The organism is Chitinophaga niabensis, from assembly GCF_900129465.1.
In the GTDB taxonomy this organism is placed as follows: domain Bacteria; phylum Bacteroidota; class Bacteroidia; order Chitinophagales; family Chitinophagaceae; genus Chitinophaga; species Chitinophaga niabensis.
Window position 1 is genome coordinate 2,888,893 of the sequence record NZ_FSRA01000001.1, and the last position, 24,754, is coordinate 2,913,646.

Below are 24,754 nucleotides of genomic sequence, written 5' to 3' on the forward strand. Positions count from 1 at the left end.
TAATTCAGCTTAAATTGGTATATTCACTTTTGCAGTATACATAATTCCATGTTAAAGAAATATACCCTGGTTCCACTTCTGCTCCTGCTGCTGCAATTTGCCTACGCACAGCAGCAATCTGTGCAATTTTCAACCCTGAATATCCATTCCGGGCTGTCTAACAATCAGGTGAATTGTATCTATAAAGATGCAAAAGGATTTCTCTGGTTTGGTACCATGAGCGGCCTGAACCGGTACGACGGTGATAATTTCAGGATATTCCGCCATAGCCTCTCTGATTCCCTTTCCCTCAGCGATGATTATATTACCCATATATTTTCAGCTCCCGGCAACCGCCTGTTCATTAAAACAAGGAATGGGGATAATATCTACGATCCGGCAAAAGAACAATTCACAGATGCCGCTCCCTGGCTCCAAAGCATGGGGCTGCCCACTATTGGTGTCAGGAGCATGCTCCTGACGGGCGACGCCTGCTGGGCCGCGTATGCGGATTCCGGCCTGTATTGTATCAAAGACCGGAACAGGGGTGTTCGCATATTCTTGCCGGAAGAAAAAGGCGGCATCGCTGATATTAAAATGGATGGGGATCAATTCCTTTATATCCTCTTTCTCAACGGCAACGTTACAAAGCTGGACACACGCAGCAATAAGGTCGTTTACAGAACGGATGTACTACGCCCTTTCATAAATGCCAGCTCCTTTACATTGCAGCTGTTTATTGATGCGCAGCACGATCTATGGGTATATAGGCCAAGTACGGACTACGGGGTATTGTATTTTAATCCCGCATCCGGCATGGTAAAGCAACTTTCCCGGAAACAGCAGGTCCTGAATAACGACATTGTGAACAGCGTGATCCAGGACAACCTTGGGCGCATCTGGATAGGCACCGATCATGGGGGTATCAACATCATTGATAAAAAGGATTTTTCCTCCAGCTTTCTCACTAATCAGCCGGAAGATGTGAAGAGCGTTGCGGAGAATGCTATTTACGCTTTGTATAAAGACAACCAGGGCATCATCTGGTGCGGCACCTATAAAAGAGGGGTTAGTTATTACGCGGAAAATAAAATGAAATTTTCACTTTACAAGAACAAACAGGGCAACCCTCAAAGCCTCAGCTACAATGATGTGAACTGTTTTGTAGAAGACCGCAAAGGCAATATCTGGATCGGCACCAACGGCGGCGGGCTCCTCTATTTCGACCGTAAAGCGAATACTTTCCGCCAGTTCAAACATAACGCCGCCGATGATAATAGCATCAGCAATGATGTGATCGTCAGCCTGTATGTAGATCCTTATAACAACCTGTGGATCGGGTATTATTTCGGGGGAATGGATTATCTGAGCAACAACCGTTTTACCCATTTCCGTAATAATGCGGAAGATCCTAACAGCCTGGCCAGCAAAACCGTGCTGAAGATCTTCCGCGATCAGCGGAACAATTTCTGGGTGGGCACCCTGGGTGGCGGTTTAGACCGTTTTGACCCCGGCAACGGTATTTTTTATCACAATAACACTACCTTACCCAACTCTATTCATTCTGATTTTATATCTGCATTTGCGGAAAGCCAGGAAGGAGATCTCTGGATAGGCACTGCATATGGGATAGACGTGATGGATAAGGACAAAGGCACTTTCTCCCATCTGCTGCACAGCACGCACAACCTCAGCAATGATAACGTTACTTCCCTGCATTGCGATAGCCGGGGGAACATGTGGGTGGGCACCCGCGAAGGATTGAATGTATACCAGCCAAAAACAGGCAGCTTCAAATCTTTCCGCATAGAAGACGGCCTGCCGGATAATAGCATCAACTGCATCCTGGAGGATAATAATCACCAGTTATGGGTAAGCACCGCTAACGGCCTGAGCCGCGTTACGATGGAACAGGACCATAACGGCATCCGGATCCATTGCAGGAATTATGATGAAGAAGACGGCTTGCAGGGAAGGGCCTTCAACTCAAGCGCAGCCCTGAAGCTGAAATCGGGCGAATTGATATTTGGCGGGGCAGATGGTTTTAATATTTTTAACCCTGCTGAGATGCGGCAGAACAGGTTTGAACCTGTATTGGTATTTACCGGCCTGCAGATCTTAAATAAACCGGTAGCCGTGAATGAAAAACGGCAGCAGCAGGTTGTACTGCCAACTGCCTTGCCGGAAACCCGGGAGATCACACTGCAGTATAATGAAAACGATTTCTCCATAGACTTTGCGGCCCTCAATTTCATCAATACCCGCAAGAACCGCTATGCTTATCTGCTCGAAGGATTTAATAAAGACTGGGTAACCGCCGATGGTAAAACGCGCCGGATCGCTTACACCAATATCAATCCCGGCGTTTATACATTGCACTTGAAAGCGGCTAATGAAGACGGCGTATGGAACGAACAGGGCATTTCCCTGGTGATACGTATCCTCCCGCCTTTCTGGAAAACAACCTGGGCCTACCTGCTTTATTTGCTGCTTGGGGCAGGCCTGCTTTTCCTTTCCCGTAAAATGATCATCCAACGCGCACATCGCCGCTTTGCACTGGAACAGGAACGAAGGGAAGCACAGGGCCTTCATGAGCTGGATATGATGAAGATCAAACTGCTCACCAATGTGAGCCACGAGTTCAGAACGCCGGTATCCCTTATCCTGGCGCCTATTGAAGACATCCTTAAAAAAGCTAAAGACCCGGAGGATAAGAAGAAGTTTCAGCTCATTCGCCGCAACGCCCGCAGGTTACTCAACCTCGTGAACCAACTGATGGATTTTCGCAAAATGGAAATGCAGGAGCTGAAAAACGAACCTGCTGCCGGGGACCTGATGGCTTTTATACAGGAAACAGCTGATTCTTTTACTGACCTTGCGGAAAGGAAAAGTATTGTTTTTACCTGGCACACCAACTGCCCGCAACTCCCGGCCCTTTTTGACCACGATAAAATGGAGCGCATCCTTTTTAACCTGTTATTCAACGCCTTCAAATTCACTCCCGAAGGCGGCGCCGTGATCATTACGGCCAATGTAACCGGCAATACCCTGGAACTCCGGATAAAAGATACGGGCATTGGCATCCCGGAAGAAAGACAGGAGAAGATATTTGAACGCTATTTCCAGGTGGATAACCCGGGAAGCTTTGTAAACCAGGGCAGTGGCATCGGGCTGGCCATTACCAGGGAGTTTGTAAGGTTGTGCAACGGAAGCATTGCCGTGGAAAGTAAAGTGAACGAAGGCACCACCTTTACCCTTCGTTTTCCAATAGTTCGGCCGCAAACGGAAGAAACGCCCCTGCCACTTCCCGTCATACATTCCGCAGGCACTGAAAAAAGGAACAGCCGCAAAAAACAGCGCATTCTGCTTGTTGAGGACAATGATGATTTCCGGTTTTACCTGAAAGACAATCTGAAAGAATGGTACGACATACTGGAAGCCACTGATGGCGCGGATGGCTGGCATAAAACGTTAAACACCCTGCCGGACCTGGTAGTAAGCGATGTGAATATGCCCCTGATGGACGGGGTCGACCTTTGCAAAAAGATCGGTGGTGATGCCCGTACCCGCCACATCCCCGTGATCCTGCTCACGGCTATGGACACGGAAGAAACCCAGTTAAAGGGCCTGGAAAGCGGCGCGGCGGATTATATGGTAAAACCCTTCAGCTTTGAGATCATGCTCTCCCGCGTGCGCAACATCCTGGCCCGGAAGGTACCCGTACAGCTGGTGATCCCCCAACCGGACATGCAACATGCCAATACCCTGACCGCAGACGAGAAATTCATGCAGCACGCACTGGAAATAGTAGAAAAACATCTTTCTGAAGCCAGTTTCTCTGTAGAGATGCTGAGCCAGCAGCTTTGTATGAACCGGGTATCCGTATACAGGCGTATTTTTTCCCTTACCGGGCATTCTCCCATCGAGTTCATCCGCACCATTCGCCTCCAGCGGGCTGCGCAGTTGCTGAGCCAAACGGAAATGAACATTACGGAGGTAGCCTACGAAGTAGGATTTAATAATCCTAAGTATTTTGCGCGTTACTTCAAAATAGCTTACAACATGCTCCCCTCAGCCTATGCATCCGCCATGCGGAAATGAAGCCTGCAACAAATGATACCCCTCAAATAAACATTTGATGCATGCCGGGTAACATTCCGTCCCGGATAACTAACAGACCCCTACCGCCGCTCCCCTTTCCTGCCGGTATATTTGACTGTATATAATAACAGCCAAAATCATAACTCTATTCCACATTCCATTAAACTGATTTCTACGTATGAAAAAAGAAAGTTTTGCAGGAAGATCATGTCTTTTAACAGGAGTCATGTTCTGCATCTGGCTATTTACCCTGCTGCCGGTGCATGCACAAAATATCCCCCGGAAGATTTCCGGCACTGTTACAGACCAGGCTACAGGCCGGCCGGTTGCAGGTGCCACCGTAGCCGTAAAGGGCACTACCAATGCGGTGGTTTCAGACAATCAGGGCCAATTCAGCATTTCGGCTGAAACCGGCCAGGTAATCGGTATTTCTTTTATGGGGTATGCCACCAGGGAACTAAAAGTAGGAAGTTCCAATATCCTGAACGTTAATCTTGAAACAGACTACCGCATCCTGAACGATGTAGTGGTGGTAGGATACGGCAAGATGAAAAAAACAGACCAGAGCAGCGCGCAGGTATCCATTACCTCTGCAGACATCAACAGAACGGTGAACACTACAATAGACCAGGCTATCCAGGGCCGTGCTGCCGGTGTGTATGTAACCCAGAACTCCGGTCAGCCTGGTGGCGGTATTTCTGTGGTGATCCGCGGTATTAATACCCTGAGCGGTACCAATGAGCCATTGTATGTAATAGACGGGGTGCAAATGCAGCCCGCTACTGTTGAATATGGCGCTACCAGTTCTACTAACCCGCTGGCCGGTATCAACCCTTCAGACATGGAGAGCATAGAAATACTGCAGGGGCCTTCTGCTACTGCCGTATATGGCTCCCGTGCAACAAATGGTGTAGTACTTATCACTACCAAGCGAGGCAAAAGCGGACAGATAAAGGTGAATTATAACTATCTCTATTCCCGTCAGGAAAGGCCGGAGAGCTTGCCCACAATGAGCCTTCAGCAGTTTGCCATCATGAATAATGAAATAGCCTCTATCCTGAACCGCACGCCCACTGCCGAATTCCAGAACCCTTCCGTACTGGGAGCTGGTACAAACTGGCAGAAAGCATTGTTCAAAGCAGCCCCCCTGCAAAAACACCAGGTTACTATCAGCGGTGGCGCCAACAATACCACTTATTATATGTCCGGCGAATATTTTAGCCAGGATGGCGTAGCGGTAGGCTCTGAATTTGACCGGTATTCTTTTCGCCTCAATCTTGATAACCAGGCTTTTAAATGGCTTAAGCTAAGCACTTCGCTGAACTTTTACCAAACGAAAGAAAAACTCGCTTCTACCAGTGAAGATGTGATCCGCAACGCTATCAACCTGGCACCCAATATTGCCGTAAAAAATGCGGATGGCAGCTGGGGTGGCGCTACTGAAAATGAATATGGCAGCAATGCAAAATTTGCGCCACTGAACCCTGTGGCCATTGCCAACCTGGTGAGCAACAATCTGAAAAAAACAGGTGGCTTAGGCGGGGCCACAGCAGAAATAGGCATTATTAAAGGCCTTATTTTCCGCACCAGCTTCAATGGCAATTTTGAATATTCAGATGGCGCCAAATTTATACCTACTTACCGCCTCGGGTATAATTCCAATGAAAAGGCCAGCCTGAGCGTGAGTACTAACCGGAATTTTTACTGGAACCTCAACGAGCTCCTGCAATACAATACCAACTTCGGCAAACACAGCATTGGTGTAATGGGCAGCCACGAAGCACAGGCCTGGAATTACCAGGGTTTCTCTGCTACACGCGTGGGTTTTGCCAGCAATGAGATCCCATCCCTCAATCTTGGCGATGCGCTGGGGCAAACTACAGGAAGCAGTAAAGGATCCGGTGCACTGGAATCCTGGCTGGGGCGGGTTAATTATTCTTATGACGACAAATACATACTGCAACTCGCCGGGCGGGCAGATGGATCTTCCAACTTCGGCTCTGAAAACAAATGGGGGTATTTCCCTTCTGTGTCCGCCGCATGGCGTGTATCGCAGGAAGGATTTATGCGTGCCGTTCCTTTTATCAGCGATCTGAAAATAAGGGCTGAATACGGTACCACCGGTAATAACGGCAGCGGCGGGAAGCAATATTCCGCGCTCAATTCTGTAACCACTCCATGGGGAGCAGGTTTCCGCACAGGCCAATATGGAAACGCCGGTTTGAAATGGGAATCTACAGAAACCAAAAATATCGGTATCAACCTTGGCCTCCTGAAAGGAAGGATACAACTGGAAGCGGATTATTATATCCGTAAAACGGATAACCTCCTGATGCCCAACCCGCTACCTGCCTATATGGGTACACAGAGCGAAGGAAATATCAATCCTCCTGTTGTAAACATCGGAGCCATGGAGAACAGGGGTTTCGGCATTACGCTTAATACGGTGAACATTGATAATAAAAATGGTTTTACCTGGAGAAGTAATTTTAATATCTCTTCCTTTAAAACAAAGATCACCAAGTTCTATTCAGATGCCGCATTCCTCTCCCGTTCTGCCTGGTATATGAACAACTTCACATCCCGCTCTTCTATTGGCAACGCACCCTGGATGTTTTACGGATATATAGCGGAAGGCATTTTTCAGTCTGTGGAAGAAATCAACAAAAGCGCCATTCCTGAACAGTCTCCGGGTACACGTTTACCAGTATCCAGAGATGGAGGTGTATGGGTTGGCGATATCAAATATAAAGATCTGAACAACGATAACATCATCGACTCAAGAGATCAGACCTTTATTGGTAATCCCTGGCCCAAACTCACGTTTGGTTTAACGAACACCTTTGCTTACAAGGGTTTTGACCTGAGCATCCTGGTAACAGGCGCACAGGGGAATGAAATTTATAATTACCTGCGTTTTGAAAATACCAATCCCGGTAATATCAACCTCGGCCGCAACCTGCTACGCGATGCCTTTGATTACGCACGTGTTACTGAAGACGGTAAGTTGCAAAATCCCGGTACTTCCGTACCCCGCATAGTGGGCAGCGATATCAACGGTAATGGCAACCGCTTTACGAACCTTTATGTGGAAGATGGTTCTTATATCCGTATCAAGAACGTGCAATTGGGATATAACATTCCCGGTTCCCTGTTGCGGCAGCAAACTATCGTAAAAGGCATTCGCCTTACCGTAGGCGCACAGAACCTTTTCACCTTTACCAAATACAAAGGTTTTGATCCTGAAGTGGGCGCATACCTGGGAAAAGAAGTGCAGCTGAACAGTCAGCTGATTGCTGTGGATGCAGGCCGTTACCCGCTTACAAGGCTTTATACAGCCAGCATTGGCGTGGATTTTTAATGCAGCTTAAAAAAATTACAACATGAAGAAGATCAATTATAAAAGATATCTTATTGCGCTGGCCTGCTGTGGTATACTGAGCGGGTGCAGCAAAGATTTCCTCAACAGGCCGCCGGAAGATGCGATCGTAGATGTGAACTTTTACAAAACGCCTGAACAGGTGCTTGCCGGTACGGCGCCATTATATAATGTGGTATGGTTTGCCTATAACGATAAATCATCGCATGGTATTGGTGATGCCAGGGGTGGTATATTGATGTCCGGCTCCTACCAGGTGGCCAATATTAGGATGCAGGCAACTGATGTTACACCGGAAGTTTACAGTTCATGGACTTCTTTCTTTAACGTGGTGGCACAGTCTAACATGGTGATCAATAATCTCACCAAATACACCGCACCCTCAGTGTCAGAGAACGTGAAACAGGCCGGCATTGCAGAAGGGCGCTTCATGCGCGCGGTAGCTTATTCCTATCTCGTACAAAACTGGGGTCCGGTGCCGGTGATCGTTGACAATAATGTATTGCTTACAGACACTACTATTACCCGTAATACGGTAGAAACCATCTGGGAATTTATTATCCGCGATCTCCGTTTTGCTTCGGAATATCTCCCCGCAGCCCCTGCGCAAAAAGGGCGGATCACGAAATGGAGTGCCAAAGGTATGCTGGCCAAAATGTTCCTCACACGCGCAGGCATTAGCGGCAATCGCGTACAGGCAGATTTGGATAGCGCTGCCAAATACGCTTTGGATGTGATCCAGAATAGCGGCGCCAAACTGATGACCAATTATGAGGACCTGTTTCTCATGAAAAACAATAATAACACAGAGAGCCTCTTTGCCCTGCAATGGAAATACGATGGGGATTGGGGCACGCAGAACAGCGTACAGGCCTTCCTCGCCTATGGTTCAGAGATCACTGGTTTTGGTGATGGATGGGGCGGAGACCTGGGTGCGAGTTTAGATATGCTGCAAAAATATTCTCCACTGGATAAACGCCGCAAAGCTACTTTCATGTTTCCTGGGGATCATTATTCCTATATTCATCAGTCAGTAGACGATCCTAATAATCCCGGTAAAAAGATCATCCGGGAATTGCAGGTGCCCTGGAATTATGTAGGAACAGACCATTACAATACCCGTGCATGGGTGAAAAAATATGTAGTGGGGCGGCCTGAAGATAATGAAGGTAAAGTAACACAACAGCATACAGAGATGAATACCTATATGTTGCGCCTGGCCGATGTTTACCTTGTATTTGCAGAAGCGAAACTGGGAACAGCAGCCTCCACAGCAGATCCGCTGGCACTGCAATACTTTAATGCCGTACGCGTAAGAGCAGGCATGCCTGAAAAAACGCTGCTTACTGCAGATGATATTTTCAATGAACGCAAACTGGAGCTGGCCATGGAAGGGCAGGTATGGTACGATGCCGTGCGCATGCATTATTATGCACCCACAAAAGTGCTCACAATGCTCAGCAATCAAGACAGAGGTAGTTACCGTATTGTTCCCAACGCCGCTACCAATGCTACTTCCTGGACTATCACCTCAGATGTACCGGCGTTTTATCCTGTAACGGAAAGCAATTTTTATCTGCCTTATCCTGCAGTAGAACTAACAGCTGCACCGAACCTTCGTAAACCTCCGGTGCCTTACAAGTTTTAATGTCTAAAAATGAAAATTATGCGCACACATACATATATCGCATTCCTGTTGTTATGCCTGCTATGGGCTTGTACCAAGGATAATGAATTCAGCGGCCCGCCTGTAATACAAAAGGTGAGCCTGCTGGATTCTGCGCGGCAGGACAGTTCTTTTGCCCGTGCATTGCCCGGCACCCTGGTACTTATTACTGGTGAAAACCTGGGTGGGGCTACCAATATCTATTTCAATGGGCAATCTGCTTATTTTAATCCTACCTACAATACAAATAAACATGTGATCATCACCATTCCGGACAATGCGCCTTCAGAAGCTACCGATCCGAATGTACCCAATAAGATCAGGATCGTAACCGGGCATGGCGAAGCGCTTTTTGATTTCGTGGTAGATATTCCGCCCCCTTCCATCGAGTCCATTTCCAATGAAAATGCATTACCGGGCGACTCACTGATCATCTGGGGCTCCAGCCTCTGGCTGATCGATAAAGTTGTTTTCCCTGGTGGCCGGGAAGTGACCGCTCTGAATGAAAGTAAAGAAGGCTGGAGGATTGGGCTCATTATGCCGGACATCGGCAATGATACCGGGCGCATTGTGGTGCATGCCAAATATGGTGTTACCGCCTTTAACGCACCGCTGAACGATCATGAAAGCGGGAACCTGCTGAGCAACCTCACCGATAATGGTGAAACAGGCGAAAAATCTGTGTTTAACTGGGCCTACTGGGGCGCAAACAGAACAGGTGATGCCACCATGTTTCCCGGCACAAGAGGTCACTACCTGCAGAATATTTTCGGAGGCGTAGGTGCAAAAAATGGCGCATGGTGGGAAGGGAACCGTTCCGGTAATTTTAGTGATGTAGCCCGGTTCACGGCAGCTGATTTAACACAGCAGGCATCTAATTATGCACTGAAATTTGAAGTGAATACAAAGGAACCATGGACCGCCGCCATCTGTGTATTACGTTTCGGCGAAACATATGCTTACCGCTTAATGCCTTTTTCCAATGCCCCGGATAAATCTTTCGAAACTGGTAATAAATGGCAAACCATTACTGTACTCCTATCCGATTTTAAAAAGGCAGCGGATGGCGTGGAAGGTACAGGCGCGGGTGCAACTACGCTGAGCGATCTTGTAAAACCAGACGGGAAAGTAGCTTTCGGTTATCGTTTTATTACAGAAGACGCGCCGGTAGAAGTGTTCAATGCTGCGTTCGATAATTTCAGAATTATAAAGATCAGGTAATGGTAAAAAAAACAAGCGGTGTTTTGTTCTGCGCGGTATTGATAGTAGTAATGGCATGCAACAAAAGGGCCCCGGATAAGGAGAATGGTAATATTGATACTTCCGGCACGGTGATCACCGTGCCGGACCCCGCTGTGGCTACAACAATTGGCTTTTTTATGGAAGGGTGGGCGCAAAAGAAATTCATTGCGCCCACTTATATAGAAAAGGAGCAGCCCACTGAAGCAGCGCAAACTGTAACGCTGGATGCTTCTGTAGTAGCCACTAAAATATCGCCTGCACTTTTTGGTAATAACAGCAATATTTACATGAGCCAGATGGTAACGGAAACAAAACTGATCAATCATATCAGGGAACTGCATCCTGGTATTATCCGTTTTCCGGGAGGTAACCTCAGCAGTCTATATTTCTGGAATTCCGCACCTGGCAGCTCTCCGGCAGATGCACCTCCGAAAATAAAAGATTCGAACGGCAACTTCATTGATGCAGGATATTGGTATGGCGGCAATACCGATGGCTGGACGCTTTCTGTGGAGAACTATTACAAAATGCTGCAGCAAACCGGCAACGAAGGCATCATCACCATTAACTATGCATATGCACGTTATAGTACTGCCAAAGACCCTGTGGCTGCTGCAGCACATCTGGCCGCAGACTGGGTTCGGTATGATAAAGGACGCACCCGCTATTGGGAAGTGGGTAATGAAAGCAATGGTGTTTGGCAGGCCGGTTACCGGATAGATGTATCGCAGAATAAAGACGGGCAGCCGGAGATCATTTCCGGCGACCTGTATGGCCGACACTTTAAAGTGTTTGCGGATTCCATGCGAAAAGCCGCCACGGAGCTGGGTAACACTATTTACATCGGTGCGCAGTTGCTGGAACATGAGCCGGCCACATGGGCTACTGTTACTGATAAACAATGGAACACCGGTGTGCTGCAACAGGCTGGCACAGCCGATTTTTTTATCGTCCATAGTTATTTCACGCCGTTTAATACCAATTCCAACCCACCAGAGGTACTGGCCTCTGCGGAAGCGGTAACCAAGGCTATTTCAGATCATCTCAATTCCGCCATCACAAATACTCATGTAAATATGAAGCCCGTAGCCCTTACGGAATGGAACATTTTTGCCATGGGCTCGCAACAAATGATATCCCAGGTAGCGGGCATGCACGCCGTACTGGTAATAGGTGAAATGATGAAGAACAAATTCGGTATGGCCAGCCGCTGGGACCTCGCCAACGCATGGGAAGATGGAAACGACCACGGTTTGTTCAGCCAGGGCGAAGCTGCTTCCGGAGAAGAAAAATGGGCACCACGGCCTGCTTTTTACTACCTGTACTTTTTCCGGAAAATGTTGGGCGACCGTTTTATAAATTCAGAAGTAACCGGCGCCAGTGCCAATATTAACGCGTATGCTTCTACTTACAGTTCCGGGGAGGCCGCCGTTACACTCGTGAATAAATCTACCGTGGCCAGGAATGTTCAGCTGGCATTCCGGAATTTCAAGGCCGGCAAACGATACTACTGGTATGTACTAACAGGTGGCGAAGGGGTCAGCAGTTTTTCACGAAAGGTATTTATAAACGGGCTGGGGCCGGCAGGCATTGCAGGCGGGCCGGATAATTACACCACACTGAAAGCTTTTTCCGCCGGTACACAGGCCGGTATTAAAATAGCTTTACCTCCTATGTCTGTAATATTTGCTGTGGTGGAAAAACCTTAATGTATGCAAGGGTTGTATCAGCTATGCCCCCTGCCCTGGATGGTACCGGGCAGTACGGGGTCAGTGATCACCTTTTTTATACAAGTCAAACAGCTCAATGATCTCCCGCGGCTTCTTTGAAAACTTATCAGCAGAAACAAGCATTGAACTTCCATCTTCAAGTGTCAAACTAATTGAATGAACATCATTTTCCTGGTACGTGCCCGTTTCATTTGAATAATATCTGTCCTTTTCCGTGATCAGCTGGTAGGATTTAATATCTGCCCATTTATAAAAAAAGGCTGCCGCAGTATTCTTTTTATTATTATCCTGAAAGGCAACACCTTCTGTAGTTAACGTCAAAGCACTATGATATTTAAAGATCACCCTAAAGCCGAAAACCGCTATCACTATTACTAAAAGGGTAAAAAGTGCGGCAAGTATGAACGCAATATCCGCAGGGCTGTTTTCGGACATAATATATAACCCCGGAAACAGGGCTACGCAGGCAATAAGAAGCATCAATGGCACGTCACCTCTTGTTCTCTTTATGGTTACCGTTTTCATTTTCAATCGGGTTAAAGCACAAAAATTTCCTATAAATATATTAAGCTAAGAATTATATTTGAATACTTAAGCCCTAACTATAAATTCCCACTGTGAAATTTCCTACAATAAGCCTCCTATTTGTTTCCCTGGCCGCTAATTGCTTCGGGCAGATCAGCCAGGTCTCCAAAGACGCTATCACCGCCTCAGAAAAGGTCATTAAAGCATACCACGCCGGCACGGCGCCTTCTAATAAAGTAGTAAAAGTGGTCTACTTCCATGGTTACCAGGCACAGCCGCTGCCCAACTGGGAAGAACGCTTAAACAGAACGCTACATGATGTGAGCAAATACTACCAGGAAGAATTCAGCAAATCCGGCATCCAATCCAATGGTGTGCCTTTCGAGAAATCAGGCGACAAATATGTTATTACCGTTGTGGAAGGCAACTTCCGGTCAGGAGATTACGATATCAATGCAGGCCAGCGGATCGGGGAGGAAATCGCCAGAAAGACCGCAGGAAAGGTCAATTTTTCTACTGATCATGTATTGATATTTACCGGGCTAAGCTATAAGAAAGAAGATAGTACCTATGTATTTCATTCTCCTTACTGGGGTACGGGCTCTTCTCAGAAAGGGGTATGCTTTGTAGCAGATTGTGATCTACTGGATTCGAAACTACTGACCGATACCGCGCAGCGAATAAAATTTTCTGAACAGGCAATAGCTTTTAAAGAATGTAGTGTAGCTGAATTCAACAGCTGGTACATCGGTGGCATCGCTCATGAAATGGGGCATATGTTCGGATTGCCCCATGACAATGGCAACCCTTCAGAGTTGGCTGCAAAAGAGATCTCACTGATGGGGCAATACGGAAGCCGGCATTTCAGGGGATACCTGTGGGGAGACAGAAAAAGTTCAGTTATCTCTGCTGCCGGCATTATGCAACTGCTCAGCCACCCGGTATTTACACAATCCGTAACGTCTGCGAATAATGGACCGGAGAGCGCCAATGATACTTTACATTTTGAAAACAACGATAAGGGTGTAACAATAAGGTCCGCTTTCCCAACCGGGACTCTCCCCTACGCCTGCTATACACTGCTTCGCACAGTAGATATTACCGAATACTTCAACAAAAGTTCCATTCATACCATAGGGCCAGCCAATCAACTGAATATGCAATTCGGGAAACTGCCCGGTGGCATGTACCTGCTAAGTGTAGTACTAATCTATCCGAATGGCGCAATTAAAACTGACCAGCAGATTTTCACCGTCAATAGCGATGGCATCGCTGCTGCCCCACAATTGCTAATTACTCCTTATGTAAATATTAAAGCTTTTCATAATCGCCTGCTGAAAGAAGAGAAAAGCAAAGAAACCGCCCTAAAGCTGAAAATACTGGAACCCCTTGTCCATCCCACTTCTCCTGCTGATCCGTTAACGGCTCCCGGCAAGCGTTTGTACTTGTCTGATACCAAATGGGAGAAAGCGGAAGTAGGCTGGCAGGAACCTGCCCGGAATTATTACTCCAGGGAATCAGAACGTACTTTCTTCCTGGAAAACCAGGGCAAAATATATGAGAAAGGCCTTTTTGCACATGCTCCCTCCGTGTATTCATTTAAGTTGGGCAAAAAATGGCGGACGTTTTCTGCACTCGCCGCCTTCAGGGATGATCTGAGAGAAGAAGGATCTGTGCGGTTCACCATCTGGGGAGATGGTAAGCTACTCTATACCTCCCCCGTATTAACTACCGGCCAGCAGACACCTGTTAAGATAGCTATCGCACAGGTAGATATCCTTGAACTGAAAGCGGAAAGCACAGCCCCGGACAATAATGGGCACTGTTGGTCTATCTGGCTAAACCCTGTGATTGAACGATAATTGATCTATCCGTTTTATAGACCCTGACAATATACCCGATATCATATACAACCCCTCTTTGTATACCATTCCAGCAAAAGCATACCCTATTCCTACATTTTATATGGGCTGGCATTAAAATTGTCTGGTGCATGTTTCTAATTTAATTAAACATTAACCTAACTCATCCCGGTAACATGGGATCAAAACACCATTTGTATGAATCGGATCCACACAAGTTTTCCCAAATTTTCATTAGCAATTTTTACGTTGAGCGCATTACTGGCTTCTTCCTGCAGCAAGGATAAGGGTGATGGCGGAGCCAAAAAAGAGGAAGTAGTATTCCAGGACAACTTCGACAATGGAGCTACTGCCATCTGGCAACCTGGCACCAGCGGCCAGGCAACAAAATCTGTAACTGATGGTCATTTTGTATTGACCCATAGCGGCGGTGCTGCGGCTATTTATAAAACATGGGCTACCACAAATGTTTTTGCTGCCGCGCACAAGAAGCAGGCTATTGAAATCATGCAGACACATGTAAAAGGTCATGAGTATGATAAAGCCGGTCTTCTTTTTTCTGTAGCAGATGAGAATTACATCATTGCCTTTCAGGTCGGCAATAAAGAGTTCCGGATATATCAGAAAGTGAATACCACAAATACCAACCTGGTTGCGTGGACAGCTTCTCCTCATATCAAAGGCGCGCTGAATGAATCCAATAAGCTGAAGGTTACGCTGGCTGACGGTAAGTTACAGTATTATATCAACGACAACATGGTAGCCACCATGGAATCCGGCCCTCTTAGCACCCTGGATAAAGTAGGCTTTGAAGTTGTAAAAGGTGCTGCGGCAGAAACCACTTACAAAGTAGATTACCTGAAGGCCATAAGACTATAACAGAAAGGCATGGTTGCAGACCGGGCAGGCGTTACGCGCATTGCCCGGTTTTTATATTACGGCAACCTGTGTATATTCGCTCTATGGATCTGGACAACATACTCGACAATATATACCCCCTCCCTGAACAGTCAAAGGCCCTGCTGAAAGAAAAGATCTACGAGATCACTTATCCCAGGGCACATGTGCTGTTTAAGCTGAACAGGATAGCACCCAAAGTATATTTCATCAGGAAAGGGATAGTGCGGGCCTATGCCAGCCCGGAAGGAGAAGAAGAAATAACTTTCTGGTTCGGAAAAGAAGGAGATGCCGTTCTCTCCATGAAGAACTATGTTGAAAATAAAAAGGGCTACGAAACCATTGAATTACTGGAACCATGCCAGCTCTATGAAATACAAACAGAGGATCTGAGAGCGCTGTACAATACGGACATACATATCGCCAATTGGGGAAGAACATTTGCTGAGCAGGAACTGATAAAAGTGGAAGAGCGTTTTATTTCCAGGCAATGCAGAACCGCATTGGAACGTTATAAAGAACTCATGAACACCAATCCTGACCTGCTGCAAAGAGTGCAACTGGCACATATAGCTTCCTATCTCGGCATAACACCGGTATCCCTGAGCAGAATAAGGGCTGAATTTAAATAATTATCATTTGATAATTTTTCCTTCCCTCCTTCTCACGAACTTGCAGGCATAAAATCTATAAGTCGTGAACTGGATTATTTTAATTATCGCTGGTTTATTTGAGGTAGCCTTTACCTCCAGCCTGGGAAAGGCCAAGACAACAACAGGCATGGAAATGTATCTCTGGTATGGATCATTCCTCATTTCACTGGTCGCCAGTATGCTGTTATTGATGAAGGCCGTTCAAACCCTGCCCCTCGGAACAGCCTATGCGGTATGGACAGGTATAGGGGCTGTGGGTACTGTGCTGATGGGTATCTTTGTATTCCATGAAAGTGTGAACTTCTGGAGGTTGTTCTTTATCGCAACACTGATAGGGTCTATTGTTGGTTTAAAGTCAATGTCGCATTAAAAAGGTAAAAACAGCCTTAGTTTACGTCAATCTGCTACAGAATATACTTTACCTAGCATAGATGTTGAAAACAGATAATCGTAGATGACGTTTTTACCTACATCCTCATATCCCCCGGAATAAGAATAACCACCTAAGATCTTCTGGGTAAAAAGGTATTTGAAGTCTATAAACGTATGTTCAGGGAAATATTTCTCTATCCGTTCTTTAATGCGCTGAATTTTATCAGCAATATTCAGATGATATTTCATACCGCTGTAAAGGTATCCATGTCCGGGAACAAAGCTGCTGTTTTCGCCCAAGGTATAATTATACTCATCATAAACGTAAACCGTATAGTGCTTTACCAATAGAGAAAGCGTTACTGTTAATGTTCCGGTGACAGACAGACCGTTATTCGTTCCATTGAATAGTATAATTGAAAGCTCATAACATGGAAACGGCTTCCCTGCAAAATTAATCACCTCATACCCTGCCCAGTCTTTTTCTGTTTCTCCGGCAAATGTAAACCATTCAGCAGGCTCATTATTACCGGCTGCAATTTGTTTTTTGTGCAATATCTCTTTCAGGTTCCTGAACCCTTCATATTCATGCTGAAGCAGCGGCAAACCGATAGGATAGAAAGAATGAATTTTCTTTAATAACTCTCCTATTATTCTATTATCGTTCATGTATCCAAGTTAGCATTCGTTGAACAACAAACCAAACCAATGACAACGCCATCAGTAACAACAGCGTTGTCATTGGTTTCTTAAAAGGTTAAACCGGATTAGTTGAGGGGCCGGGGCAATACTTCGGCTCAGAGATCGGGATATTTGTTCCGGAACCTCCACATCCTTCATTAAAGAGGATTGTTGCACCAGTGGCAGAAACTCCAAACATCTGATTGACAAGATATTGCTGCATCAATTGTTTGAATCTGTTCCGGACGCCTAAATCCCCGGGAGGAAGCGTCCCTGAATTTAATTCAGCGGTTATTTGATCAACTGTTCTATTATACGCCGTATTTACAAACCCTGTAATGTCATGACCTGCATTTACCAGATATTTGGGGAACTCAACACAAGCAAGCCCTAAGTTCACAGTTATAATAGGTTCCCCGGCCTTAACAAATGAAGCGCCGAAGTTTTTTATCTGGGCATAATATGCGGCCCCCACAACTTTCCAGGTATAGTTGCCACATAATTTTGCTCCGGGCTTTATACTTGCAGCTACCGTAGGAGGAGCTGAAGGTGCGGAGACAGTTCCCCCTCCCCCTCCTATATTGATCCCATCGTCCAGAACCCATGTATCACAACCATTAAACTGTACGGCTATTAATTCCCATTCTGTACATCCGCCTTCAGGACTGCATACCTGCTGGTATATGTAGGTATATGTGCAGACTGTAACAGTCATCATCCTTGCCAACGTTGGCGGGGTAGCGAATTGAAATGCGCTACCCTTTCCCTTGAATTTAACATACCCTTCGATCGCACCATTCACATACGCTTCTTCGAGCAGCTGTACTCCATTCAGATTAAAGAACTTGACGCTCCCTGTAAAGTCGCTCAGTCCGTTATAGTTGTCATAGACATTCGTAATATGAATTTCTGGAATTGGCCGAAAGAGGCTATCCAGCATATGGATATAATCGTTGTTCGGTACAACCCACATTACCTCTGCAATGTTTTGATGCCCCGGCTGCTCCTTTACTATCAAATAGGCTGTTGATGTTCTTCCGGAAAGATAAGGGTGAGGTTCTTCACCCGGCTTGAAGTTAAGCAGTTGCAACTCGTCCGGAAAATCCAAAGGCATTTCATAGATCGTTACTCCGTTTATCTGATGAACTGTTGCTGTATTCCAGCGCGGAACTGCCGCCTGGAACTGAGTTTGCCAATAGCTTTGCGGCGTAGTGTTTCCCGGAATTTTACTAAGGGTGGTTTGAGCCCCCTGCATCGATTGATTAGATTTTGATTCATCCCACCATTTCTTAATTTTATGGATCTGGGATTGTGTTGTGACCTCAACATTTTTCTCAATAGATTTTTTGTCGCGTTGGCATGCAATAATGACCAGGCTGATAATAATGGCGATTACAGGGATCGCGAGGAGGTTTCTGCGATTTAGGATCTTTTTCATAAGTAACAAAGTTTAGTAGTGAGGAAGGGTTTGTTACATGAAAATAAACCTGAAAAATGTATTAAGATATACCACTAAGAGACCATTAGCTCTGCAATTCCACTTCTGTGGATCATTTATAGTGCTGTATTTTAGCAGTGACAGGGCGGTACCCTTAAAGCGAATGCTTTTAAGGTTCCTTCGATAGTTCATTCATCGTAAACCGCAGATCGGTGATCTGCCCATCATAGGATTGGAGCTTACCTTCAAGCTCCTCTCCCTGTATCTTGCCACAGGTCACATATCCTGCTTTTATTTTTGTAAGGTCTTTCTTTAATGCTTTAACCAAAATAACTTCCTGGTTAAACCTCACTTCGAGTTCGCCTTGCGAAGATAATTTCATTAATAGCTGTCCTTCTTTTACAGGGATTGCCTCACTTTCCACTTCAGTACCATCCGCCAGTCTTAAGCCTATTTTGCCGTGACAGGCATATAGCCTGAAATTGGAAAAATAGTCACAGACCACACCGCCTTTATTCATATCATTCAGGTAGGCAGTGATATACAATACATCAGGATTCCATCTTTTTTTATTGAAGGAAAGATCTGACGCGCTCCTGCTCTGCCGGATGGTATAGCTCTGGTCAAAGAAAACCGGTAATGTTCCTTCCAATATCATCTCGTTGGTTTCACCCTGCCTGGCCAGTTCTTTATCAAGCAGCTTTTTCAGCATAACAGTCTTGTTATTATAGGCAGGATCAAGTGCGAGATTATTGAACTCATCACGGTCTGTATTTAAATTATAAAGCTCATCCGGTGGGTGATAGCTGTAACGGTTGAGCAGGAACCTGGCTTTAGGATCATTTTCAGCAGCAGCTACCCAGGTGTCAAAATAGAATTCATTCTGCTCTACCTTGTCTATATGCGTAACAAAGCGAACGCCGGGATGATAATTTTTGATATAATGGAATCCATCATCGGTAATAACAGTGCGGGATGGCGTGTAGTTATACCAGAAGTGAGGTTCCATGGATGTTTCAGCGAAGATGTATGAATGATGGTCTTTCTTCCTGTTTAATAACACGTTTTTAAAAGATTCGCCATCCAGCCCTTCTGGCTTCTTTCCACCCGCCAGGTCTACTAACGTGGGCGTTAGATCTACCAGCGATACAAGTGCATCTGATACAGTACCCGGTATAACTTTCCCTGGCCATCTTACAATCATGGGCACCCGCAAGCCCTGGTCATATGTCGTCCATTTTGCTGATGGGAATTGCGCTCCCTGGTCCGATATAAACATGAGCATCGTACTGTTTTTCTGACCGGCCTTGTCTAATGCCTGCATTACTTCTCCTAACATCTTATCTGCTTCTCCGATACTTTGATAATACGCGCTTAATGCCTGCCGTGTAGCCTTCGTATCTGCCAGGTAGTTAGGCAGCTTTAGTTTCCCAGGGATAAAATCTTTATTCGGAAACCAGGGCACATGCGGCACCCATGGTGCCACAATCAGGCAGATGGGTTGCTCCGGATGCTCCTTAAAATGGCTTTCTATCATCTGTACCGTTTCCTTCTTTCTGTCCAGCCGGTTTTCAATAGGGGCATACCGGCCAAATTCCTCTCCTATTCTTTCAAACGGGAAATTATGCAAGGGGAAAACATCCGTTTTGCCTGCAATAACTACCCGGTACCCCAGCTTCTTCAGTAACTGTGGCAGGTTAGCGGTGTTGGGCTTTACAGTGAAGTGATTCATTTGTGAGCCATTGCGGAAGGGATACAGTCCTGTAAACATCGCGCTCCTTGAAGGTGTGCATATCGGAGCGGCAGCATAGGCCTTATTAAACCGCATGCCTTCAGCAGCCAGCGAGTCCATATTAGGGGTCCTCACATCTGTATTGCCATAACATCCAACATCCGTTTGGTTCAGATCATCCGTAAGGAAAATGACCATGTTCGGCCTTTCCTGTGCAAAAGAAGCGCATAAGCCACTAAAAAAACATATAACGATACAACGAAAAGACAGCATCTATAAAGAATTATACGCTTAATGAACCACGGAATCCCCTGACTCCATAATAAGAATCTGCACCGTTATGATATACGAAAACATGGCCATAGCGGAAATCACAAAAAAGAGCACCACCCCGCTTACGAATATCAGCAGGCGTTTGTATCCAGCTGGATGTTTTTGCATCGAAAGTTCCTAACTGCTGTAACTCCCTGTATTGCTCCTCCGTTAGCATCTCAATCCCCATATCATCTGCCATATTCATGGCGCTGTCTTTAGGTTTATGTTCTTTCCTGGCTTCCAGTGCCTGATGGTCATAGCAGATGCTTCTGCGGCCTTTAGGCGTTTCAGGCGAGCAATCATAAAAAATGTATTCGTCCTTCTTCTTATCATAACCCACTACATCCGGTTCCCCGCCACTGGCTTCCATTTCCTCCAGTGACCACAATTTTCCGGCATTGGCTTCCAGCTTTGCTTCTACTTTAGCCCATGAAAGCCCTTTATGACGGTCCATGTTCTTCTCAAAACGGGTTTTCAATATCTTGAGCAGTGCTGCAGCCTGATCTGCTGATAGCTTCTTTTTCATATCAGTAGGATTTATTTTTTAACGATGATCTTATCTCCTGCATCATCTACCTCAAACAATTTCGGGTAACGTATAGTGCGGCCATTCAGTTCCTTATGACTGTGTAAGGACATGAGCAACTTCCCTTCAAAAGTACGGAATAACATGCCATGCCCATAATTTGGAGGTGTTATGGGTTCCTTCTCCTGGATCCATGGCCCGTCCAATGTACCGCTTTGAGAATAGGCCACTCCCTGTGTATACACATCGAACACCCAGCTTGTCCATAACATACCCAGCCTGCCGGATTGCGTACGAAACAACCAGGGGCCGTCAGTAACTTTATTGGGGATGATATTACCCTCTTTATCACGCTCCCTGCTCCAGGGAGAATCACTCGCTCTGAAAAGGAGTTTTGCTTCACCTACAGACCCGCTCAGATCGGGTTTCAACTGTATCTTTTCAATGGTACCATTCCAGTTTTGCAGCCACTCATAACAATATACCATGTAAGGCTTTCCATCCTTATCCACCCAGAGCGTACCATCGAGTGTTGGCATATTAGCGGGCAGGTACGTGGGATCCGCCATGGGCGTATAAGGGCCTTCGGGTTTATCGCTCACCAATACGTGGCAGGCACGGCGTTCGATAACATTCCCTCTCACGGTATCGATCTTTACATCCCGGTTTGTGAAGGTGGCGAAGTAATAATATTTATTTTGATAATAATGGATCTCTGCAGCCCAGATCATGGGATTGCGCCCCATCCATGAAGCGGTATCCGGCTTTGCAACCCTGAAAGGGCCTGTCCATTTTTGCAGGTCCCTGCTTTTCCATAACATGCCTCCTGTGCCCGTCATGTAATACATGGAGGTGTTCCTGTCTGCAAGGATAAAAGGATCGCTGAGGCGGATTGAATCCAGGGGAACATTTTCCATAACCGGCTGTTCGCGGTTTTGTGCAAAGAGCTGCAGGATATTCACTGCAAATAACGCGGATAGTAATAAGGTTTTCTTATGATCCATACCTACAATATAAACATCATGTATGAATAAATCACGTGTAAATCTGACAATTGTTTCTATTTTTACGGCCCTATTCTTTTCCCCTACCTGTAATACCACAACCATGAACCGAGCGCTACTTCTTTTAATGGCCTTATTGGCTATTCATCATACAACTACTGCAAGACAAACTAATCCCAAAACCGCCTTGCTGGAACGCCTGGCGCAAACAGGCCAGGATACTGCCAGGGTACACGCTCTATATGCCATCGCAGATTACCTCTGGCACAAGGATCCCAACTACGATAGTATTATCAGCTACGCCAACCGCGCCTTCGTCCTCTCCCGTCAACTGAAATACGAGGAAGGATATATTAAGTCGGCCGTTCTCCTGTGTAAGTCCTATACCAAGATAAACGAATTTGATAAAGCAAAAAGCCTTCTGCCCCAGATGAATAAAGAGCAACAGATACATTTGCTCATTCTCATCGGCGAAGGATACCTGTTCCAGCCCGGGTTAAAAAAGCCCGTACTTGATACAGCTTTCAGTTATTTCAACCAGGCCCTGCAGGCTTCCGAAAAAATGGGGTCTGTAAAATGGAGGCACGAAAGCCTTATAGCACTTGCCAAGTATTATTTTTCCTCAGATCAGATCCCAAAAGGAAAAGAAGCATTTCTCAGGATCATCCGTGATTTTCAGCAAACCAAAGAAATCGAAAAGGAAGCACATATCTGGTCGGAACTGGGTAAATATATGCCAGACACAGATAGCACTTTCAATGATCAGATGTGGGCGCACGGTACTGCACTGAAGCTGTACTACAAGTTAAAGGACACATCGAACCTTATATCCGTGCTGCAGGACATATCTGCTATTAACATGAACCATTCCAATTTTGATTCAGCCAGGGCACAAACCATGCAGGTATTGGAATGGCGCAGGCTGACAGGTAATAAAAAAGCATATTCCAATACCTATATGCTTGGCTGGCTCAGCTATGCAACCGGCGATATGGATGAAGCGCTCAAGTGGTTACTGATCACAGAAAAGAACGCTGCGGAGTATAATATATTCAACGAGACCAACATTAATACGCTGCTGGGCCTTATTTATTCTGAGGATGGGCAACATCAGAAAGCATTGTCCTATTTCCTCAATACCCCGAAAGCCTCCGGGTACATTTTATATTTTCTGGCAAGGAAAATAACTGAGGAGTATATCCACCTGGGGCAGCCGGAAAAAGCGTTGGCCTTCATGAGGGATTTTGAAACCAAAAATCCTCCGAAGAACCCGGATCACCAGGAGTCTATCGCCGCAGCCAGAGGAGATATCTATGCAGCACTAAACAAGCCGGCGCAAGCAAGGCAATATTACCTGGAGATGGTTGGGCTGGACAACGAGGCACAGAAATACAGGGGCCGGGAAATACTTCCCAGGCCATTTAGTGTCTCCGGATCAGAAGCATACTATAAAATAGCCCGCTTCTATGCTGATCAGCGGGAATACGCAGCAGCAGCTCCCTACCTGGCTACAGCCGCCAGGATCAATGCATTTTCCGGCAACCGGTTTTACACTGCCAACAACCTGCGCAACATCCGTTTTCTGCAATATGTGGTTGACTCAGCCACCGGTAATTATAAAGGAGCATTGGAGCATCACCGTCAATACACCGCGCTCAACGACTCTCTATCCAATATTGTTAAAATCCGTCAATTGCACCAACTGCAGGTGCAATACGAAACAGAGAAGAAAGAACAGGCCATTCTGCAAAAGGATGGACAGATCAAAACACTGGAACAAAACAATCGTCTGCGGCAGGCTAACCTGAAGCAGGCACAATTTATACGGAATATCTCCATAATAGCCACCCTGCTACTACTGGCACTTGCAGGCCTGCTATACAGGCAGTATAGGCAAAAACAACTCGCCAACCAGCTGATCACGATCCAGAACACACAACTACAGCATCTGTTGAAAGAAAAAGAATGGTTGTTAAAAGAAGTACATCACCGTGTTAAGAACAACCTGCATACCGTCATTTGCCTGTTGGAATCGCAGGCCGCGTTCCTGGAGAACGATGCTCTTAAAGCCATTGAAAGCAGCCAACACAGGATCTACGCTATGTCGCTGATACACCAGAAGCTTTACCAGGTGGACAATGTGAAGACGATTGAAATGAATCGCTATCTGCCGGAATTCGTTCAATACTTAAAAGATAGTTTTGGGATCACGGACAAGATCTATTTCCGGACGGAAGTTGAACCCGTATCGCTGGATGTATCTGTAGCCATTCCTATCGCACTCATCCTCAATGAAGCAGTTACCAACAGTATCAAATATGCGTTCCCGGGCAATAGTAAAGGCAGAATAGAAGTGAACATGTACCATGAAGCAGGAGAAATAGTGCTGGAGATCTCAGACAATGGCATCGGCATCGATAAGAACATTAAAGATAAAACCCTTAATTCCCTGGGGGTAGAGTTGATGAAAGGATTGAGTGAGGACATCAACGGGCAGATTGAGTTTGCCAATGACGAAGGGACTAAGATCACAGTAAGGTTTGCAGCTGATTCTCCTTTTTATCCTGCCTTGCAATCAGAAAAAGAAGCACCCATATCTGCATAAAGAACAAAGCCTCCTATAAAGGAGGCTTTGTTTCTTATACCCAGTGA

Annotated in this window: 16 protein-coding genes; 10 read left to right on the top strand and 6 right to left on the bottom strand. The window is 46.0% G+C overall.

The features are described from left to right. Positions 1 to 48 precede the first annotated feature (48 nt). From BUR42_RS11305 to BUR42_RS11325, 5 genes are all read left to right on the top strand, one after another. Complete coding sequence (locus tag BUR42_RS11305) at positions 49 to 4,080, top strand: hybrid sensor histidine kinase/response regulator transcription factor (RefSeq protein WP_074239323.1); 4,032 nt, start codon at positions 49 to 51, stop codon at positions 4,078 to 4,080. Positions 4,081 to 4,306: 226 nt separating this feature from the next. After that, entirely contained in the window at positions 4,307 to 7,441 is a 3,135-nt protein-coding gene (locus BUR42_RS11310) for a SusC/RagA family TonB-linked outer membrane protein (RefSeq protein WP_234979656.1), read from the top strand. A 22-nt stretch (positions 7,442 to 7,463) separates the two neighbouring features. Beyond that, a complete protein-coding gene (locus BUR42_RS11315) occupies positions 7,464 to 9,107 on the top strand; it encodes a RagB/SusD family nutrient uptake outer membrane protein (RefSeq protein ID WP_074239325.1) in 1,644 nt (547 codons plus the stop codon). Between the two features lie 18 nt (positions 9,108 to 9,125). Further along, positions 9,126 to 10,346, top strand: coding sequence for a glycan-binding surface protein (locus BUR42_RS11320; protein WP_074239326.1), 1,221 nt, complete (start codon positions 9,126 to 9,128; stop codon positions 10,344 to 10,346). Next, positions 10,346 to 12,076, top strand: coding sequence for an alpha-L-arabinofuranosidase (locus BUR42_RS11325; protein WP_074239327.1), 1,731 nt, complete (start codon positions 10,346 to 10,348; stop codon positions 12,074 to 12,076). Before BUR42_RS11320 ends, BUR42_RS11325 begins: the two co-directional genes overlap by 1 nt. Before the next feature lie 60 nt (positions 12,077 to 12,136). Here BUR42_RS11325 and BUR42_RS11330 read toward each other — a convergent pair whose 3' ends face one another. Beyond that, on the bottom strand, positions 12,137 to 12,622 hold the full coding sequence (locus BUR42_RS11330) for a hypothetical protein (RefSeq protein WP_074239328.1): 486 nt from the start codon (positions 12,620 to 12,622) through the stop codon (positions 12,137 to 12,139). A gap of 92 nt (positions 12,623 to 12,714) precedes the next feature. On the opposite strand from BUR42_RS11330, the gene BUR42_RS11335 reads away from it, so the two are divergent. The 4 genes from BUR42_RS11335 (at position 12,715) to BUR42_RS11350 (ending at position 16,404) form a co-directional block, all read left to right on the top strand. Then, positions 12,715 to 14,484, top strand: a complete 1,770-nt coding sequence (locus BUR42_RS11335; RefSeq protein ID WP_074239329.1) for an NPCBM/NEW2 domain-containing protein — start codon at positions 12,715 to 12,717, stop codon at positions 14,482 to 14,484. 198 nt (positions 14,485 to 14,682) lie between these two features. Continuing rightward, a complete protein-coding gene (locus BUR42_RS11340) occupies positions 14,683 to 15,363 on the top strand; it encodes a hypothetical protein (protein ID WP_143197416.1) in 681 nt (226 codons plus the stop codon). Positions 15,364 to 15,446: 83 nt separating this feature from the next. Beyond that, entirely contained in the window at positions 15,447 to 16,013 is a 567-nt protein-coding gene (locus BUR42_RS11345) for a Crp/Fnr family transcriptional regulator (protein WP_074239331.1), read from the top strand. Positions 16,014 to 16,077: 64 nt separating this feature from the next. After that, positions 16,078 to 16,404, top strand: coding sequence for a DMT family transporter (locus tag BUR42_RS11350; RefSeq protein WP_074239332.1), 327 nt, complete (start codon positions 16,078 to 16,080; stop codon positions 16,402 to 16,404). Positions 16,405 to 16,430: 26 nt separating this feature from the next. Here the strand turns inward: BUR42_RS11350 and BUR42_RS11355 are convergent, their stop codons facing one another. The 5 genes from BUR42_RS11355 to BUR42_RS11375 form a co-directional block, all read right to left on the bottom strand. Further along, positions 16,431 to 17,075, bottom strand: coding sequence for a hypothetical protein (locus tag BUR42_RS11355; RefSeq protein WP_074239333.1), 645 nt, complete (start codon positions 17,073 to 17,075; stop codon positions 16,431 to 16,433). A gap of 88 nt (positions 17,076 to 17,163) precedes the next feature. Next, positions 17,164 to 18,525, bottom strand: a complete 1,362-nt coding sequence (locus BUR42_RS11360) for a hypothetical protein (protein ID WP_074239334.1) — start codon at positions 18,523 to 18,525, stop codon at positions 17,164 to 17,166. A 169-nt stretch (positions 18,526 to 18,694) separates the two neighbouring features. Beyond that, a complete protein-coding gene (locus BUR42_RS11365; protein ID WP_234979657.1) occupies positions 18,695 to 20,455 on the bottom strand; it encodes a sulfatase family protein in 1,761 nt (586 codons plus the stop codon). Positions 20,456 to 20,540: 85 nt separating this feature from the next. Then, positions 20,541 to 21,098, bottom strand: coding sequence for a DUF4256 domain-containing protein (locus BUR42_RS11370; RefSeq protein ID WP_074239336.1), 558 nt, complete (start codon positions 21,096 to 21,098; stop codon positions 20,541 to 20,543). Positions 21,099 to 21,109: 11 nt separating this feature from the next. After that, positions 21,110 to 22,102 (bottom strand): glycoside hydrolase family 43 protein, encoded by a 993-nt coding sequence (locus tag BUR42_RS11375; protein ID WP_074240550.1) that lies wholly within the window; start codon positions 22,100 to 22,102, stop codon positions 21,110 to 21,112. 103 nt (positions 22,103 to 22,205) lie between these two features. Here BUR42_RS11375 and BUR42_RS11380 point away from each other — a divergent pair, with 103 nt between their 5' ends. Beyond that, a complete protein-coding gene (locus BUR42_RS11380) occupies positions 22,206 to 24,707 on the top strand; it encodes a tetratricopeptide repeat-containing sensor histidine kinase (RefSeq protein WP_159442251.1) in 2,502 nt (833 codons plus the stop codon). Positions 24,708 to 24,754 lie beyond the last annotated feature (47 nt).

Excerpts from the sequence above, each read along its gene's own strand:
- BUR42_RS11305 (WP_074239323.1), top strand. The coding sequence starts at position 49 with ATGTTAAAGAAATATACCCTGGTTCCACTTCTGCTCCTGCTGCTGCAA.
- BUR42_RS11310 (WP_234979656.1), top strand. The coding sequence starts at position 4,307 with ATGTTCTGCATCTGGCTATTTACCCTGCTGCCGGTGCATGCACAAAAT.
- BUR42_RS11315 (WP_074239325.1), top strand. The coding sequence starts at position 7,464 with ATGAAGAAGATCAATTATAAAAGATATCTTATTGCGCTGGCCTGCTGT.
- BUR42_RS11320 (WP_074239326.1), top strand. The coding sequence starts at position 9,126 with ATGCGCACACATACATATATCGCATTCCTGTTGTTATGCCTGCTATGG.
- BUR42_RS11325 (WP_074239327.1), top strand. The coding sequence starts at position 10,346 with ATGGTAAAAAAAACAAGCGGTGTTTTGTTCTGCGCGGTATTGATAGTA.
- BUR42_RS11330 (WP_074239328.1), bottom strand. The coding sequence starts at position 12,622 with ATGAAAACGGTAACCATAAAGAGAACAAGAGGTGACGTGCCATTGATG.
- BUR42_RS11340 (WP_143197416.1), top strand. The coding sequence starts at position 14,683 with ATGAATCGGATCCACACAAGTTTTCCCAAATTTTCATTAGCAATTTTT.
- BUR42_RS11345 (WP_074239331.1), top strand. The coding sequence starts at position 15,447 with ATGGATCTGGACAACATACTCGACAATATATACCCCCTCCCTGAACAG.
- BUR42_RS11355 (WP_074239333.1), bottom strand. The coding sequence starts at position 17,075 with ATGAACGATAATAGAATAATAGGAGAGTTATTAAAGAAAATTCATTCT.
- BUR42_RS11360 (WP_074239334.1), bottom strand. The coding sequence starts at position 18,525 with ATGAAAAAGATCCTAAATCGCAGAAACCTCCTCGCGATCCCTGTAATC.
- BUR42_RS11365 (WP_234979657.1), bottom strand. The coding sequence starts at position 20,455 with ATGGTCATTTTCCTTACGGATGATCTGAACCAAACGGATGTTGGATGT.
- BUR42_RS11370 (WP_074239336.1), bottom strand. The coding sequence starts at position 21,098 with ATGAAAAAGAAGCTATCAGCAGATCAGGCTGCAGCACTGCTCAAGATA.
- BUR42_RS11375 (WP_074240550.1), bottom strand. The coding sequence starts at position 22,102 with ATGGATCATAAGAAAACCTTATTACTATCCGCGTTATTTGCAGTGAAT.
- BUR42_RS11380 (WP_159442251.1), top strand. The coding sequence starts at position 22,206 with ATGAACCGAGCGCTACTTCTTTTAATGGCCTTATTGGCTATTCATCAT.